Origin of the sequence: Compostibacillus humi, from assembly GCF_014637175.1 — a bacterium.
In the GTDB taxonomy this organism is placed as follows: Bacteria; Bacillota; Bacilli; order Bacillales; family Amphibacillaceae; genus Oceanobacillus; species Oceanobacillus humi.
Map to the genome: position 1 here is coordinate 1 of NZ_BMEV01000037.1, position 17,916 is coordinate 17,916.

The following is a 17,916-nucleotide window of genomic DNA, read 5'->3' on the forward strand; positions in this document are numbered from 1 at the left end:
CCAAAATATACTAATTTAGCTGTTTAATATAACCATATTATCCCATATTTCGTATATTTTGGGGTATACTTTGTAGAAAATTATCACGAAGAATTTTTACTCTTCAGCGCTGTCATCCAGGAACAAACCGGATCCCTTCCCTCTCTCCCCAAAACAGCTGCAAATTATCCACATCCCCTGTCAACAAATTTCTGCAGCGAATTTTCTTTTCCAACAAATATCGACAAAAAATCCACACCAAAAGGCCTATGTGGATAAAAACAATAAACAGCCGTTTATTTATGTGGATAAGTGCAGAAAAGCCATTGCATGATAAGGTTTTTTCTGATATCATATTTATGTTTTCACTTGTGGAAAGTATTTCATGTTTTCTTCTTATCCACAAAATGTGGATAAGCTGTGGATTAAATTATTCACATTGTGAAAACTTTTTTTATTTTATCTGTGGATATCGTTGAAGATTTTTTTTATAGTTATATATAAGATAATTTTCATTTCCCCTACTAAAGTAATAAAACGTACTTACTTCCAATCGGCCTTTTAACATAGAAGGTTTTTTTTGCGATTTTTGAAAGGAGTGGAATCTTCTTGGAAAATATCGATGAGCTGTGGGAAATTACGCTGAAAAAGATAGAAGAGAAAGTAAGCAAACCCAGCTTTGAGACTTGGCTGAAAAATACGAGAGCAGACAGTATTGAAAAAAACACGCTCATTATTACTGCTCCGAACGAGTTTGCCAGAGATTGGCTGGAGAACCAGTACACCGATTTAGTCTCTGACATTATTACGGAAATTACCGGCTCTACTTTAAACATAAAATTTATCATTCCGGACAACATGCCAGAAATTATTGAAGAAAAGCCTGTTCCCAAGCCAACAAGCTCCACAAGCCACGACACAAAAACGATGCTCAATCCAAAATATACATTCGATACCTTTGTCATTGGCGCAGGAAACCGTTTTGCCCATGCAGCATCTCTAGCCGTTGCCGAAGCACCAGCCCAGGCATATAATCCTCTTTTTATTTATGGAGGGGTCGGACTTGGAAAAACTCATTTAATGCATGCCATTGGCCATTACGTGCTGGAGCACAATCCGAACGCGAAAGTCGTGTATATGACTTCAGAGAAATTTACCAATGAATTCATTAATGCCATCATGGATAATAAAACGACCGCCTTTCGCAATAAATACCGCAATGTGGACGTCCTGCTAATTGATGATATTCAATTTATTGCGGGAAAAGAATCAACTCAGGAAGAATTTTTCCATACATTTAACACGCTGCACGAAGAAAGCAAACAAATCATCATATCCAGCGACCGGCCGCCTAAAGAAATTCCCACATTAGAAGACCGGCTCCGTTCCCGGTTTGAATGGGGGTTAATTACAGATATTACCCCTCCGGATCTGGAAACGAGAATAGCCATTTTGAACAAAAAGGCAAAGGCAGAAGGGTTAGATATACCGAATGAAGTGATGCTCTACATCGCCAATCAAATCGATACGAATATCCGTGAATTGGAGGGAGCATTAATCCGCGTTGTTGCCTACTCTTCTCTAGTAAACAAAGACATAGACGCGGCGCTTGCAGCTGAAGCTTTAAAAGATATTGTGCCAAGCAATAAGCCAAAAACGATTACAATCCGAAATATTCAGGAAGTAGTTGGGCAAAAATACAACCTCCGTCTCGAAGATTTTGCTGCGAAAAAACGGACGAAGTCGATTGCTTTCCCGAGACAGATTGCCATGTATTTATCGAGGGAACTAACAGATTATTCTTTGCCGAAAATCGGGGATGAATTTGGGGGCCGGGATCATACTACCGTAATTCATGCCCATGAAAAAATTGCAAAACTAATTAAAAAGGATGCGCAATTGGAACGGGACATTGAAGAAATTATAAAAAAACTGAAATCATAAACTATCAATTTATCCCCATGTGAATTATGTTTATCAATTCCCGATCCTTATGAACACCTTATCCACATGTGGACAACCTTATTTTCGTAGAGTGAATTTTGGTTATCCACATAATCACAGAGACTATTACTTTTATTATTATATTTTTATTATAAAATAAATATAAAGAGAACTTCCCTAGGAGGAATTTTTTATGAAATTTACGATACAGAGAGATTTACTAATTTCCAGCTTGCAAAATGTTATGAAAGCAATCTCCCCTCGTACAGTCATTCCGATTTTAACAGGGATTAAAGTAGAAGCTTCTCACAATGGAATTACGTTAACAGGGAGCAACTCGGATATTTCAATTGAATCTTTTATTCCTGCCGAAGAAGAAGAAAAAGTGAACGTGGAGCATATTGAAGAAGGAAGCATTGTTTTGCATGCGAAATATTTTCCGGAAATCATCCGCAAATTGCCGGAGGATATCGTATCTATTGAAGTTGATTCCAGTTTGAAAACGGTCATTCGTTCAGGCAAAGCTGAATTTAATTTAAACGGCCAAGACGCCGAAGAATATCCGCTCCTGCCGAAAATTCAAACCGATGATACTTTTGAAATGCCTGTCAATGTATTGAAAAATATGATAAAACAAACGGTTTTTGCCGTCTCGACAATGGAAACCCGCCCGATCTTAACAGGTGTAAATATGCGGCTCGCAAATAACCGGCTGCATTTCGTAGCAACGGACAGCCATCGGTTGGCTTCAAGGGAAGTGGAAATTCAAGATGCTGCGGTACAGTTTGAAAATGTTGTCGTGCCTGGAAAAAGCTTGCATGAATTGAATAAAATTTTAAGCGACACTGACGAACTGATTCAAATCAGTGTTACGAACAACCAAATTTTATTCCGGACAAAAAATATCAACTTCCTGTCCCGGCTTTTGGATGGGAATTATCCGGAAACAGATCGGCTAATCCCGACCCACAGCAAAACAAAAATCAAGATGAAAACGAAGGAATTGCTGCATACAATTGATCGGGCCTCACTTTTGGCAAAGGATGAAAAAAATAATGTCGTTCGTTTATCCACCGAAGGAAATATGATCGAAATATCCAGCAATTCACCGGAAATCGGTAAGGTGGTAGAAAATATTTCTGCCATTTCGATGGAGGGCGAGGAATTAAAAATTTCCTTCAGTTCCAAGTATGTCATGGATGCTCTTAGGGCGATTGAATACGATGAAATAACGATTGACTTTACTGGAGCAATGCGTCCATTCATCATCCGTCCGGTAGAAGATGATTCCATTCTCCAGCTGATATTGCCAGTGAGAACTTTTTAATTCTTTTCGAAGCTCTTATCTGTCTGATGATAAGAGCTTCTTTCTTTTACCACAAATCTGACCTAGTGCAATGTACCCTTTATTTTCAAAAATAAGCTTGAATAGAAGGTTTTACTCTTTTCCCCTACCCCCTTCCTTTCCTTAATCAGAAAACTTTAGTAAAATAGAAATATGAAGGTTTTATGTGCATGTTAAAGCGGAAGCAGCTAGTCTTTAATCATAAAAAATAAATTTGGTGATTGCATTGCATGAAAAAGTGACAATAAGTACCGAGTACATTACGTTAGGCCAACTGATCAAAAAATTAAATATCCTTGACTCCGGCGGGATGGTGAAAGCCTTTATCCAGGAACAAGGTGCATTTGTAAATGGAGAAAAAGATTACCGCCGCGGCAGGAAAGTATATCCGGGGGACACGGTTGAAATTGAAGGCTTTGGCATTTATACCATTGTAAAAGAGGAATAATTCGCATGCATTTGGAACAATTGTCCTTAAAGAACTACCGGAACTATGAAAAATTAGATATCGAATTCAATGATAAAGTGAACGTCATTATAGGCGAAAATGCTCAAGGGAAAACAAACTTAATGGAAGCCATATACGTCCTAGCCTTTACAAAATCCCACCGGACATCCCACGAAAGAGAACTCATCCAGTGGGACAAGGATTATGCTAAAATAATAGGCAGAATATATAAGCGTAATCAAAGTTTCCCGGTGGAAATGATTATTTCTTCCAAAGGAAAAAAGGCGAAACTGAACCATTTAGAACAGCGGCGGTTAAGCGATTTTATCGGGGCGGTAAATGTTGTGATGTTTGCGCCCGAAGATTTAACTTTAGTGAAAGGATCTCCCCAAGTAAGGAGGAGATTTATCGATATGGAATTAGGACAAATCCAGCCGACATACATTTATCACTTGGCCCAGTACCAAAAGATCGTAAAGCAGCGGAACCATTTGCTGAAACAAATGCAGTTTCAAAACCAAAATAGGGCAATGCTGGAAATAATGACGGAACAGCTCATTGAACATGCGGCTATTATTCTGGAAAAACGATTTATTTTTATTGATTTGCTGGAGAATTGGGCAAAAGAAATTCATGCATCCATCAGCAGAGGTCTGGAACAGCTGGAAATCCACTATCGCTCGACAATTGAAGTATCAGAAGATACAAATAAGGAGACAATAGAAGATACGTATTACAGGAAATTTAAGGAAATACAAGACAAGGAAGTGGAGCGGGGAACGACGCTGATAGGTCCTCATCGGGACGACCTGGCATTCCATGTCAATAATAAAGATGTTCAGACTTACGGATCCCAAGGCCAGCAGCGAACTGCCGCCTTATCACTGAAACTTGCTGAAATTGAGCTAATCCATAAAGAAGTTGGAGAATATCCAATTCTTCTCCTAGATGATGTATTGAGCGAATTAGATGACTACCGACAATCCCATCTCTTGAATACGATTCAAGGAAAAGTACAAACCTTTGTTTCCACGACGAGCGTGGACGGTATTAACCATGACACGTTAAACAAAGCAGAACTATTCCGCGTTACAGCGGGGACCGTGGAAAAAGGATAAGAAGGGAATCAAAATATGTTTATCCATATTGGAAATGGAAATGTCATTCTGTCAGATAAAATTATTGCCATGATGGATTATCGAACAATTTCCAGCAGTTCTGAGAACTCGGAAGGAATGTTGGCGGAATTCGAAAAGGACAAAGAAGCAATCGGTTCTAAAAGGAACGCAAAATCTGTCATCATAACAACAGATAAAGTGTACTATACTTCTGTTGCTGTATCGACGTTGAAAAAACGGGAAAATATGCTTTCGGCGATTCGCAATATGGAAGATTTCACAAGCGAATCGGAGTGAAATAGAAAATAATAGTTTTTCATTAGAAATGAGAGTGAGAAAATGTCAATGGAAGAAAAAATATCTGTCGAACAAACGTATGATGCTGATCAAATACAAGTTTTGGAAGGTTTGGAAGCAGTTCGGAAAAGACCTGGTATGTACATCGGTTCAACGAGTGAAAAGGGTCTCCATCACCTCGTCTGGGAAATCGTCGACAATAGTATTGACGAGGCTTTAGCCGGCTATTGCGACACAATTGAAGTGACCGTGGAAGAGGATAATAGTATTACCGTGAAAGACAACGGACGGGGAATTCCGGTAGCGATTCAAAAGAAAACGGGACGGCCGGCATTGGAAGTCATCATGACCGTTTTGCACGCTGGAGGAAAATTTGGAGGCGGCGGATATAAAGTATCCGGCGGACTGCATGGTGTTGGCGCATCCGTTGTAAACGCCCTATCCAGCCATCTGGAAGTATATGTCCACCGGGACGGGAAAATCCATTACTTAAGTTTTGAAAGGGGCAAACCCCAAGGGGAAATTGAAGTAGTTGGAACGACAGATACGACGGGTACGATTACTCACTTCAAACCGGACCCGGAAATTTTTACGGAAACAACTGAATTTAATTATGAAACATTGTCCCAGCGGCTGCGGGAATTGGCATTTTTGAATAAAGGGTTAACCATTAAGCTGGAAGATAAACGATCCGGCCAGTCAGTGACGTATCACTATGAAGGCGGAATTATTTCCTATGTCGAGTTTATTAACCAAAATAAAGAAACGCTGCACGAGCCATTTTATACCGAGGGCAGCGCCCAAGATATCGTTGCGGAAATTGCCCTTCAGTATAATGACGGGTTTGCCTGTAATATATACTCCTTTGCCAATAATATTCATACGTATGAAGGCGGTACCCATGAAGTCGGGTTTCGGACAGGACTAACCCGGGTAATTAATGATTATGCAAGAAAAAACAATTTAATTAAGGAAAATGAAGCAAATCTTACCGGTGATGATGTCCGGGAAGGGATTACGGCCATCGTTTCCGTTAAACACCCAAATCCTCAATTTGAAGGACAGACGAAAACAAAACTTGGTAACAGTGAAGTCCGTGCCGTAACAGAGTCATTATTTTCGGAGGCATTTGCGACCTTTCTATTGGAAAATCCGCAAATTGCCAAAATAATTGTGGAAAAAGGAATTACAGCATCAAGAGCCCGGATTGCTGCGAAAAAAGCCCGGGAGTTAACGAGAAGAAAAAGCGCACTCGAAGTATCCAATTTGCCAGGGAAGCTTGCCGACTGTTCTTCCAAAGATGCTTCGATCAGTGAACTGTATATCGTGGAGGGAGACTCTGCGGGAGGTTCAGCAAAATCAGGAAGAGACCGTCATTTCCAGGCTATCTTGCCACTAAGAGGAAAAATTTTAAATGTGGAGAAGGCACGGCTGGACCGGATTTTATCCAACCATGAAGTGCGTTCCATGATTACTGCTCTAGGCACGGGCATTGGCGAAGATTTTGATATTACGAAAGCCCGATACCATAAAGTCGTCATTATGACCGATGCGGATGTAGACGGTGCCCATATCCGGACATTGCTCTTAACCTTTTTCTACCGTTTTATGCGGCCTTTAATCGAACATGGTTATGTGTATATCGCCCAGCCGCCGCTTTATAAAATACAGCAAGGAAAAACGGTGAAATATGCCTATAACGACAGAGAACTGGAAGAAATTTTGCAGCAATTGCCAAAAACACCGAAACCGGGGATTCAGCGGTATAAAGGTCTTGGAGAAATGAATGCGGAACAATTGTGGGATACAACGATGGATCCGGAGAAACGGACATTGCTGCAGGTGGAATTGGAAGATGCCATTGATGCAGACCGGGTATTTGATATGCTGATGGGTGACAAAGTCGAGCCTCGGCGCCGGTTTATTGAAGAAAACGCCAAATTCGTGAAAAACTTGGATATTTAAAAGCATAGAGATTCGAATGAAGGAAGCGGATCGTCCAGAATCTCTATGCTTTTTGGAAAATAGATCCTCTCTATTTTCCATACAGGAGGTATAGCAATGGAGGAAGAAAAACACGGAAGAATTCAAGAAGTAAATATTAGTAAAGAGATGCGCAATTCTTTCCTGGATTATGCGATGAGTGTTATCGTCTCACGGGCATTGCCCGACATTCGTGACGGCTTAAAGCCGGTACAGCGGCGGATTTTATATGCGATGAATGACTTGGGCATGCACTCGGACAAGGCCCATAAAAAATCAGCCCGGATCGTCGGTGAAGTAATCGGTAAATATCATCCCCACGGTGATCAGGCGGTATACGAAACGATGGTTCGGATGGCCCAGGATTTTAACTATCGTTACATGCTTGTAGACGGGCACGGCAACTTCGGTTCTATCGACGGAGATTCGGCAGCAGCGATGCGATATACAGAAGCGAGGATGTCGAAAATCTCCATGGAGCTGTTGCGGGATATCAATAAAGATACGATCGATTATCAGGACAACTATGACGGCTCCGAACGGGAACCGGTCGTTTTTCCGGCGCGTTTTCCGAATTTGCTCGTAAACGGCGCATCCGGCATTGCCGTCGGGATGGCGACGAATATGCCGCCCCACAATTTAGGCGAAACAATCGACGCGGTGCTTGCCTTAAGTAAAGACCCGGATATTACGGTGGAAGAAATTATGGAAGATTATCTCCACGGCCCGGATTTCCCGACCGGCGGACTGATACTCGGCCGGAGCGGCATTCGCAAAGCCTATGAAACTGGGAAAGGCTCGATTACTATTAGGGCAAAGACGAACATCGAAGAGCACCCTAACGGAAAGTCAACGATTATTGTGACGGAATTGCCTTTCCAGGTAAATAAGGCAAAACTAATTCAAAAAATCGCTGAACTGGTCCGGGAAAAGCGAATCGAGGGTATTACTGACCTTCGGGATGAGTCTGACCGGAACGGAATGCGGATTGTTATTGAACTCCGCAGGGATGCGAATGCGAATGTCATATTGAATAATTTATTCAAACATACGGCGATGCAAAGCAATTTCAGCATTAATATGCTTGCCCTCGTCGATGGACAGCCGAAAGTACTGACAATTAAAGAATGTTTAAAGCATTACTTGGATCACCAAAGAGTGATTATCCGACGCCGCACCGAATTTGAAAAGCGGAAAGCAGAAGCAAGAGCCCATATTTTGGAAGGGTTACGCATCGCGCTGGATCACATAGATGAAGTAATCAGCCTCATCCGCAATTCAAAAACGACGGACATTGCGAGAGAGGGATTGATGGAACAATTCCAGTTGTCAGAGAAGCAGGCACAGGCCATTCTCGATATGCGGCTCCAGCGTTTAACCGGTTTGGAACGGGAGAAAATTGAAGATGAATATGCCGAGTTACGGAAGCTAATTGCCGAATTGAAGGCAATATTGGCCGATGAAGAGAAAATACTCGAAATTATTCGGAAAGAACTGACGGAGATTAAAGAGAAATATAATGATGAACGCCGCAGTGAAATTGTAATGGGCAGTGCCGACTTTTTCGAGGATGAAGATTTAATTCCGGAAGAAAAAATTGTCATTACCTTGACCCATAAAGGGTATATTAAACGGCTGCCTTCATCCACCTATCGGACACAGCGCCGCGGCGGCCGCGGAGTGCAGGGGATGGATACGAATGAGGATGATTTTGTCGAACATCTTATTTCCACATCGACCCATGATACGATTCTTTTCTTTACCAATAAAGGAAAAGTGTATAAAGCGAAAGGCTATGAAGTTCCTGAATTCGGCCGGACAGCGAAGGGAATTCCGATTATTAACATGCTCCAAGTGGAAAAAGGGGAATGGGTTAATGCGGTTATTTCCGTAAGTGAATACAATGAAGACGCCTATTTGTTCTTTACAACGAAACACGGGATTGCAAAACGTACCCAATTGTCCCACTTTGCCAATATCCGAAAAGGCGGAATCATCGCCTTAAGCCTTAAAGAAAATGACGAACTGATTTCTGTCAAATTGACCGACGGCAATCAGGAAGTGTTTATTGCTACAAAACAGGGCTACCTCATTCGTTTTGAGGAGACGCAAGTCCGCGCTATGGGAAGAAGTGCTGCCGGGGTAAAAGGAATTTCTTTAAGGGATGATGATGAAGTCGTATCAATGGAAATCATTCAGGAAAATTCGAAGATTTTGCACGTTACGAGCAACGGATTTGGCAAGAAGACGAAAGTAGAAGAGTATCGCCGCATTAATCGCGGTGGAAAAGGTGTCCTAACTTGTAAAATAAATGAAAAAACAGGACATGTTGTTGCGGTGAAGGCTGTTTTCGGCAACGAGGACTTGATGGTAATGACAGCACATGGTGTATTAATCCGCATGCCAGTAGCCGATATTTCCGAAACGGGGCGGAACGCGATGGGAGTAGTTCTCATTCGCCTGCAGGAAGGGCAAGAAGTGGCAACCGTAACGAAAATTGACCATGAAGCCGAGGAAGAAAAAGAAAGTGATATGGACTAAAGGCAAGATAGGGCGGCAGCTGTCGCCTTTTCTTGCTTAATACTTGATGGACATGGGGGATTTGTATGAAAGTAGCAACATCGGATCTTATTCCAGGATGTATCCTATTCCGAGATGTCAAAGGGAAAACCAATCGTCCAATCATCCCTAAAAACACTGTATTAGAAGAAATCCATATTCAAGTGTTAAAAAAATTTCTCGTGGAACAGGTGGAAGTTTCAAAGACTTTGGCCAGCGGGGAAATTTACGTGCCGAAACGAAAGGAAGCGGTGCAGCAGAAGAAGGCAGAGGAAACAGCTGTCCAATTGAAGAAGCGGACATTGCCTTTTCAGGCCAGATTGGAAGAAGCAAAGGAAAAATATAAAGATATTTTCCAAAGGTTACAGAATCATCTTCCATTAGAAATCGGGGAAGTGCGGAATATCATTCTTCCACTGCTGGAAAGTACGGAAGAAATTGACCGGGAAGTATATATGCTCCATCATTATACGACGAAGGAAGACTATATATTTTATCATAGTATTGCCGTCGGGATAACATCTTCTTTTATTGCTAGAAAACTAAATTTTGAGAAAAAGGAATGGATGCAAATCGGGCTCGCCGGTTTCTTGAGTGACTGCGGAATGGCGAAAATCCATCCGGACATCGTCTTTAAAGAAGGTTTATTATCCAGCGAAGAACTGGCGCAAATAAAAAAGCATCCTACATATTCCTATCGGCTCGTTGAAAGTATCCCCAGCTTATCCGCACAGGTGAAATTAGCGATTTTGCAGCACCATGAACGGATGGATGGCAGCGGTTACCCGTTGGGATTAACTGGAGATAAAATCCACAAATATGCCCGGATTATCGCAATCAGTGATATGTACCACGCGATGACTAGCGAGCGTTTATATAAAGAGAAGCAATCTCCTTTCAAAGTCATAGAAGAGATCGAGCAGGACCAATTTTCCAAATTAGACCCGGAAATTGTTCGCAGTTTTATCCGGAATTTGGCGAATTTCTCCATTGGCACAAAAGTGCGTTTGTCCAACAAAAAGAATGCAGAAATCGTCTTCATCGACCCGAATAAACCGACGAGGCCGATGGTCCGGTTCCATGACAGCGGGGAAATCATTTCCTTGCAGCACGTACCAGATTTATATATTGAAGAGATTGTTTCCCAGTAGGTGAAGCAGTTCCTGTTCGATTAACAGCGGAACCTTTTCTGCAGTTATGTGCAAGAAATGACGAATATATAAATAATTATAATCCGCCCGTTCCGTTAAAATTTCCCCCCACCATTCGGTTTCATAGCGGCAAAGCATGCTTAAATTATACAGCAGCAAATAATGAATCATCGTTTCCGGCAAAGGGAGGAAATCTTCCCGATGGACAGGGAAATAAATGTTCTTGTCGATATAATTGAAAAAGAAGGGTCCCTTTCCCGGAAATATTGGTTTTTCCAATTGGAAAACGATATTGTTTTCTTCCGCATGAATATCCTTTATGCCTGGCATAAAGGGTTTTATTTTTTCGATAAAGGCTTTTTCGGTCACGTGATACGTGTCTAACAGGTCGTAAGGAAATAGCAGGGAGGGCGAGTCTATCGTACCTACAGGAATCAGCCTTTCATCCTGCTGAAATCGAAAAAGTTCATTCATCTCGGGAATGCAGACAAGAAGATGTTTCATTTTTATTTTTTCAAAGGGAAAAGGTGTGATGGAAAATAAATATTCTGCAGCGTAAGTAAACAATCCGTTTCTTTGAACTTTTACTTCATCCTCTAAGAAGGAAAAATCTTTTTTCTTTCGTTTTCTCGTTGTCACTCCATGGGCAAGATGGGTAGTGGATTCGGGATAATCCGGCCGTTTCGTTAATATATACGCTTTCAATAAATGGGCTAGACCGTAAAAATAGAGAACAGGCTGGACCAGTTCATCCAATTTCCTGCCGCTTTCATAAAACTTTAAGCCGTGATCTAAAAAATGGATAAAAGCGGAGGCATTTTCATAACTTTTCTTTTCCGGATGTTCCACCTCTAATTTTTTATAACAATGGAGCAGAAACTGCTGCGCTGTATATTGGGATGTTAAAAAGGAAAGAAATTTTCTCTGCTTCATAACTCTTATCCTTTGCACGAAAATTCGGAATGTAATTTCTATTTTGCATTTCTTAACTGTTATTGAAAAAGATTTGTAATTGGCGTATTGTAAATAAAAAGAATTTGCTACCTAGTTTTTACTATTCTTCAAATAAACATACTTTCTATAAAGGGAAATTATGGAAAATATAAGGAGGATTCGCGTTGCGAGCAGACAAGTTTGGCAAAGAAGGGTTAACATTTGATGACGTGTTGTTAGTACCGAGAAAATCAGAAGTATTGCCGCGGGAAGTAGATATTTCCACCAAATTATCTCCAAATTTAACATTAAATGTTCCCTTCATCAGTGCGGGGATGGATACGGTAACCGAGGCTGAAATGGCTATCGCGATGGCGAGACAAGGCGGACTTGGGGTTATTCATAAAAATATGTCCATTGAAGAACAGGCTGAACATGTAGACCGTGTCAAGCGTTCGGAGAGCGGTGTCATTACGAATCCGTTTTTCCTTACGCCAGAGCATCAAGTATATGATGCAGAACATCTCATGGCAAAATACCGGATTTCCGGTGTTCCGATTGTAAATAACAACGAGGAACAAAAACTAGTCGGCATTATTACAAACCGGGATATGCGCTTTATTCAGGATTATTCCATTTTTATTTCAGAAGTAATGACGAGCGAAAACTTAATTACGGCACCAGTTGGGACAACGTTGGCAGAGGCAGAAAAAATCCTGCAACAATATAAAATCGAAAAATTGCCGCTTGTCGATGAGAATAATATTTTGAAAGGTTTAATTACAATCAAGGATATTGAAAAAGTTATCGAATTTCCGAATGCAGCCAAGGATTCCCAAGGACGGCTGATTGTTGCGGCAGCAGTTGGCGTAACGAAAGATGCCATGGCTCGGATCGAGAAATTGGTAGATGCCGGCGTCGATGCGATTGTTATCGATACAGCCCACGGCCATTCCAAAGGGGTAATCGACCAGGTGAAGGAAGCGCGCCAGGCATATCCTGACTTAACGATAATCGCTGGTAACGTAGCAACGAAAGAAGGGACGATCGCGCTGATTGAAGCTGGGGCAAGTATTGTTAAAGTGGGGATAGGACCAGGATCCATTTGCACGACACGGGTTGTTGCCGGGGTCGGAGTTCCGCAAATAACGGCAATATATGACTGTGCCATGGCAGCAGAAGAATACGGCGTGCCAATAATTGCCGATGGCGGAATTAAATATTCCGGCGATATTGTAAAGGCATTGGCAGCAGGTGCCCATGCCGTCATGCTCGGAAGCATGTTTGCCGGAACGACGGAAAGCCCGGGAGAAACAGAAATTTATCAAGGACGGAAATATAAAGTATACCGGGGAATGGGATCTGTCGGTGCGATGAAAGCCGGTTCCAAAGACCGCTATTTCCAGGCGGATACAGATAATAAAAAATTAGTGCCGGAAGGAATAGAAGGACGGGTTCCATATAAAGGTGCACTGGCAGACACGATTCATCAATTGGTCGGCGGACTGCGCTCCGGCATGGGATATTGCGGCACGAAGACAGTGGAAGAGTTAAGACAAGATGGACAATTTATCCGCATAACCAATGCGGGACTTAGAGAAAGCCATCCACATGACGTACAAATTACAAAAGAAGCACCAAACTATTTTGTTCAATAGATGGGAAACCATCTATTTTTTTTGGAAGGGAAATCTACGCATGTCGATATGAAAAAAATTGGCAAGTATTTTTTTGTTAAATTAATGGGACGGAGAACAATCGTATGTTAAAATAGGGAAGGTGTACGGGAAATTTTAAATCGTTACGAGTATAATAGATATTTTTTTCGATATCAGAAATGAACGTTGTCAAATGAAATAATAAATGAAGTAATACTGGAATAATTTGGAGGTAAGAAAAAAGTGAAACATAAAGTAAAAACTATAGTGATCAGCTTCGTAGCATTGCTTTTTTCCATCGTTTTACATCCGGCAGATGGACATGCGCAAATGGATATTAATGCAGAATCAGCCATATTGGTAGATGCAACAACAGGGAAAATTTTGTATGCGAAAAATGCAGACACCGCCATGCCTCCAGCTAGCATGACAAAAATGATGACCGAATATCTTGTATGGGAAGCAATTGAAAATGGTCAAATTAGTTGGGATACGACAACGATGATCAGTGACTATGCTTATAGCATTTCTGCAAATAATAGTTTTTCAGGAGTAGGATTGCGGCAAAACAGGGATTATACAGTACGGGAATTGTATGAAGCAATGGCAATTAACTCCGATAATGCCACGACGATTGCTCTAGCAGAGCTTATTGCCGGGTCCGAAGGGGAATTTGTAAAATTAATGAATCAAAAAGGGGAAGAAATGGGACTTCCCGATTTTAAATTTGTTAATTCCACCGGTTTAGAAAACAGTGACTTGGGGGATAATTATCCAGAAGGCACAGATCCAAACGGAGTGAACTTGCTGTCTGCAAAATCGGCTGCGTTACTTGCCTATCATATTGTCAATGACTACCCTGAGGCGTTAGAAATTTCCAGGATTCCGGAAACAGAGTTTGACGGACAGACAATCCGTAACTATAACTGGATGCTCCCTCACGATGCAACTTATTTAGAGCCATTTTATTATGAAGGGGTAGACGGTTTAAAAACAGGCTACACCGAATTGGCGGAATACTGCTTTACCGGGACGGCAATCCGCAATGGGGAGCGGCTGATTTCCGTCGTCATGAAAACAGGAAGTGAAGAAGAACGTTTCCAGGAAACGGCCAAATTGCTAGATTACGGATTTAATAATTTCCAGCAGCAAGAGCTATTCCCTGCAGGATATCAGGCAAAAGGCGAAAGCACCTTGCCTGTCGCTAAAGGAAAAGAAGACACCGTAAATGTTATTACGAATGAAGCAATCAGCATTCCGGTAAAAGCAAATGAAGAAGAAAACTATCAATTAGAATTCCAATTTGATGAAAGCAAACTGAATGAAGACGGTGAACTCGTTGCTCCAATCGAAAAAGGTGAAGTCATTGGCCAGGCAACATTGGTTTATGACGGAGAAGGCGATTATGGGTACATCACTGGCGAAGGAGCAAAAACAGTGGATATCGTCACAGAACACGCAGTGGAGAAAGCAAACTGGTTTATGTTAACGTTAGGAGCCATTGGTGACTTTTTCACCGACTTATTTACTTCCGCAGTTGATTTCGTCAAAGGACTTTTTAGTTAAGGAGCTTGCATCTCCGCAAAAAATTGATTATGATTATGTATAAATATCGAGATGAAAAGTGATGAAAGGAAATAGTAGCAGTAGAACTGTCCTAAGAGAGTCGATGGCTGGTGGAAATCGATGTCAGGTCTATTGTGAATCCATCCTTGAACTGATTTGCTGAACCTATCCAGTAGGCAAATCCGGTACAGCACCGTTAACACTTGGAAAGCCGGAAGACTAGTTCTTCAATTAGGGTGGCAACGCGGGAAATCAACTCTCGTCCCTTTCTTTGGGACGGGAGTTTTTTAATTTCAAAATAAAAGGAGGAATTCGAAATGCTCGATATGAAATATTTGCGAAACAATTATGAGGAAATTAAAGAAAAACTGGCCCACCGCGGAGAAGACTTACATGAATTTGAACACTTCGGAGAATTGGATGAGCGAAGAAGGGAGCTCATTCGCCAATCGGAAAACTTGAAGGCGAAAAGAAATGAAGTGTCGAAACAAATTTCGGTACTAAAAAGGGAAAAGAAAGATGCGGAGCCTGCCATTAAAGAAATGCGGGAAGTAGGAGAAAAAATTGCGGCATACGACAAGGAATTAAAGGAAATCGAAGAAAAGCTGGAACAAATCATGCTGTCGATTCCGAATATTCCCCATGAAAGTGTTCCCATCGGGGAAGATGAAGAAGATAATGTGGAAGTGAGGAAATGGGGCGAAATCCCGGAATTTGACTTTGAAATACAGCCCCATTGGGACATTGCTGCCAACTTGAATATTCTCGATTTTGAAAGGGCAGCCAAAGTAACAGGAAGCCGGTTTGTCTTTTATAAAGGTTTGGGGGCACGCCTGGAACGGGCGTTGATGAATTTTATGATGGACCTTCATGCCGATGAGCATGGATATGAAGAAATGCTTCCTCCATATATCGTGAACCGCAATAGCATGGTTGGCACTGGCCAGCTGCCGAAATTTGCAGAAGACGCCTTTAAGATTGAGGAATGGGATTATTTCCTGATTCCAACAGCAGAAGTGCCCGTAACGAATTACCATCGCGAGGAAATTTTATCGGCGGAAGATTTGCCGAAAAAATTTGTTGCTTTTAGCGGCTGTTTCCGTTCGGAAGCAGGTTCGGCTGGAAGGGACACGAGGGGGTTGATCCGTCAGCATCAATTTAACAAAGTAGAATTGGTGCAGCTGGTCAAACCGGAAGATTCTTATGAAACGTTGGAACAATTAACGGGCCATGCGGAAAAAGTGCTGCAATTATTAGGTCTGCCGTATCGGGTCATGAGCATGTGTACCGGAGATTTAGGCTTTACGGCAGCGAAAAAATACGATATTGAAGTTTGGATTCCTAGCCAAAACGTATATCGGGAAATTTCGTCCTGTTCGAACTTTGAAGACTTCCAGGCACGGCGGGCGGGAATTCGTTTCCGCAGAGAGCCGAACGGCAAGCCGGAATTTGTCCATACATTAAACGGTTCTGGACTTGCCATCGGCAGAACAGTAACTGCCATATTGGAAAATTATCAGCAAAAAGACGGTTCGGTCGTAATTCCTGAAGTATTGCGTCCGTACATGGGCGGAAAAGAAGTGATTAAATAATTTGAGTGCCAAAGGGATTTCCCTTTGGCACTTACAGTTGACAGAGAAAAGATGGACATGTTATATTAATTTCTGCGAAAAGGGAGGTATACCCAAGTCTGGCTGAAGGGATCGGTCTTGAAAACCGACAGGCGGGTCAAACCGCGCGGGGGTTCGAATCCCTCTACCTCCTCCATCACAAAAGTTAAGTCGTTACATCGGTAACGGCTTTTTTTATTTTGGATAAACCATCCCTTGACAAAAGATGGTGCACATTCTATAGTACAAAAAACAGAGTAGAACGGTATGTCTGAAGCTATTCTTTCATATCTTCAAGTGCAAGGTGGGATAATGTTGAACAAAAAATTAGCCTTCATCGGAGCAGGAGCTGCAGCCGAGGCGATTATAGCGGGAATCTTGCGGGCAAAAATAGTTGCCAGTGAACAAATTATTGTGACAAACCGCCAAAATGAAGACCGGTTAAAGGAACTGGCAAAACGATATGACGTAAAATATACGACCGATGCTTCGGAAGCGATCCAATTTGCCGATATCATTTTGCTCGCCATGAAGCCTTATGATCTTCACGATGCTATAGACAGCTGGAAAAAGGAAGTTCGTGATGAACAGATGATTATATCAATCCTTGCCGGAGTAGAAACGGCACAAATAGCCGACCTAATCGAAAGGCCGGTTCCGGTAATCCGTGCGATGCCAAACACTTCAGCATCCATCGGTTTTGCTGCCACTGCTTTAAGTTCCGGAAAATATGCCGGGAAGGAACATTTGGAATTAGCTGGTGCCTTATTTCAAACGGTAGGAATAACTTCCGTCGTGCCTGAAAAGGATATGCATACAATAACGGCTCTTTCCGGCAGCGGGCCGGCATTTATTTATTACATGGTGGAAGCGATGGAGAAGGCAGCAATCGAGTTAGGATTGGATAATCAGTTAGCAAGGAAGTTTGTTATCCAAACAGTCCTTGGCGCTGGACACATGCTGCAAATCACAAAGGAAGAGCCAGAGCGGTTAAGGGAACAAATTACAAGTCCCCAAGGAACGACAGAAGCAGGAATAAAAGTGCTGGAAAACCATCATTTTCAGCGGGTTGTAAGCGAGTGTATTAAACAGGCGAAGGAACGTTCGGAACAGTTAGGCAGAAAGTAAAGAAACGGATTATTTTTCCGTCCTATAATTCCTTCTTTTCATTCCTTTTATGATTATGTATAATAAATATTGTCGGTCTAAAAATTGGCCTCGTAGCTCAGGGGATAGAGCAATGGTTTCCTAAACCATGTGTCAGAGGTTCGAATCCTCTCGGGGCCGTTATTTATTTACAAATCGATATGAAGGATTGGCAAATA

The 17,916-nt window shown here is 41.9% G+C and carries 13 protein-coding genes, 2 tRNA genes and 1 other annotated feature; of the genes, 14 read left to right on the forward strand and 1 reads right to left on the reverse strand.

Annotation, left to right across the window (positions count from 1 at the left end; translation table 11 throughout):
- Positions 1–588 precede the first annotated feature (588 nt).
- The 8 genes from dnaA (at position 589) to IEV18_RS10435 (ending at position 10,824) form a co-directional block, all read left to right on the forward strand.
- Positions 589–1,923, forward strand: a complete 1,335-nt coding sequence (gene dnaA, locus IEV18_RS10400) for a chromosomal replication initiator protein DnaA (protein WP_188392315.1) — start codon at positions 589–591, stop codon at positions 1,921–1,923.
- Between the two features lie 193 nt (positions 1,924–2,116).
- Complete coding sequence (gene dnaN, locus IEV18_RS10405) at positions 2,117–3,250, forward strand: DNA polymerase III subunit beta (protein WP_188392316.1); 1,134 nt, start codon at positions 2,117–2,119, stop codon at positions 3,248–3,250.
- A 235-nt stretch (positions 3,251–3,485) separates the two neighbouring features.
- A complete protein-coding gene (gene yaaA / locus IEV18_RS10410) occupies positions 3,486–3,716 on the forward strand; it encodes a S4 domain-containing protein YaaA (RefSeq protein WP_373281913.1) in 231 nt (76 codons plus the stop codon).
- Between the two features lie 5 nt (positions 3,717–3,721).
- Entirely contained in the window at positions 3,722–4,834 is a 1,113-nt protein-coding gene (gene recF, locus IEV18_RS10415) for a DNA replication/repair protein RecF (protein ID WP_188392318.1), read from the forward strand.
- A 15-nt stretch (positions 4,835–4,849) separates the two neighbouring features.
- Positions 4,850–5,131, forward strand: a complete 282-nt coding sequence (gene remB / locus IEV18_RS10420; protein ID WP_188392319.1) for an extracellular matrix regulator RemB — start codon at positions 4,850–4,852, stop codon at positions 5,129–5,131.
- A 48-nt stretch (positions 5,132–5,179) separates the two neighbouring features.
- Entirely contained in the window at positions 5,180–7,096 is a 1,917-nt protein-coding gene (gene gyrB / locus IEV18_RS10425; RefSeq protein WP_229733627.1) for a DNA topoisomerase (ATP-hydrolyzing) subunit B, read from the forward strand.
- A 96-nt stretch (positions 7,097–7,192) separates the two neighbouring features.
- Complete coding sequence (gene gyrA, locus IEV18_RS10430) at positions 7,193–9,655, forward strand: DNA gyrase subunit A (protein ID WP_188392321.1); 2,463 nt, start codon at positions 7,193–7,195, stop codon at positions 9,653–9,655.
- 65 nt (positions 9,656–9,720) lie between these two features.
- Positions 9,721–10,824 carry an HD-GYP domain-containing protein gene (locus tag IEV18_RS10435; protein WP_188392322.1) on the forward strand — a complete coding sequence of 368 codons (1,104 nt, stop codon included), beginning with the start codon at positions 9,721–9,723 and terminating at the stop codon, positions 10,822–10,824.
- Here the strand turns inward: IEV18_RS10435 and IEV18_RS10440 are convergent.
- Complete coding sequence (locus tag IEV18_RS10440; RefSeq protein ID WP_188392323.1) at positions 10,795–11,757, reverse strand: YaaC family protein; 963 nt, start codon at positions 11,755–11,757, stop codon at positions 10,795–10,797. The genes IEV18_RS10435 and IEV18_RS10440 overlap by 30 nt on opposite strands.
- 185 nt (positions 11,758–11,942) lie before the next feature.
- Between IEV18_RS10440 and guaB the strand changes: the two genes are divergently transcribed.
- From guaB to IEV18_RS10470, 6 genes are all read left to right on the forward strand, one after another.
- The gene (gene guaB, locus IEV18_RS10445) at positions 11,943–13,415 is read left to right on the forward strand and encodes an IMP dehydrogenase (protein WP_188392324.1); all 1,473 of its coding nucleotides are present in this window, start codon (positions 11,943–11,945) and stop codon (positions 13,413–13,415) included.
- Positions 13,416–13,700: 285 nt separating this feature from the next.
- On the forward strand, positions 13,701–14,981 hold the full coding sequence (locus IEV18_RS10450; protein ID WP_373281915.1) for a serine hydrolase: 1,281 nt from the start codon (positions 13,701–13,703) through the stop codon (positions 14,979–14,981).
- 52 nt (positions 14,982–15,033) lie between these two features.
- Positions 15,034–15,251 (forward strand) — a binding site (T-box leader).
- 47 nt (positions 15,252–15,298) lie between these two features.
- The gene (serS, locus tag IEV18_RS10455) at positions 15,299–16,573 is read left to right on the forward strand and encodes a serine--tRNA ligase (RefSeq protein WP_188392325.1); all 1,275 of its coding nucleotides are present in this window, start codon (positions 15,299–15,301) and stop codon (positions 16,571–16,573) included.
- An 82-nt stretch (positions 16,574–16,655) separates the two neighbouring features.
- A tRNA-Ser gene (locus IEV18_RS10460) sits at positions 16,656–16,748 on the forward strand.
- Positions 16,749–16,903: 155 nt separating this feature from the next.
- Entirely contained in the window at positions 16,904–17,719 is an 816-nt protein-coding gene (proC, locus tag IEV18_RS10465; RefSeq protein ID WP_188392326.1) for a pyrroline-5-carboxylate reductase, read from the forward strand.
- An 86-nt stretch (positions 17,720–17,805) separates the two neighbouring features.
- Positions 17,806–17,878, forward strand: a tRNA-Arg gene (locus tag IEV18_RS10470).
- Positions 17,879–17,916: the final 38 nt, after the last annotated feature.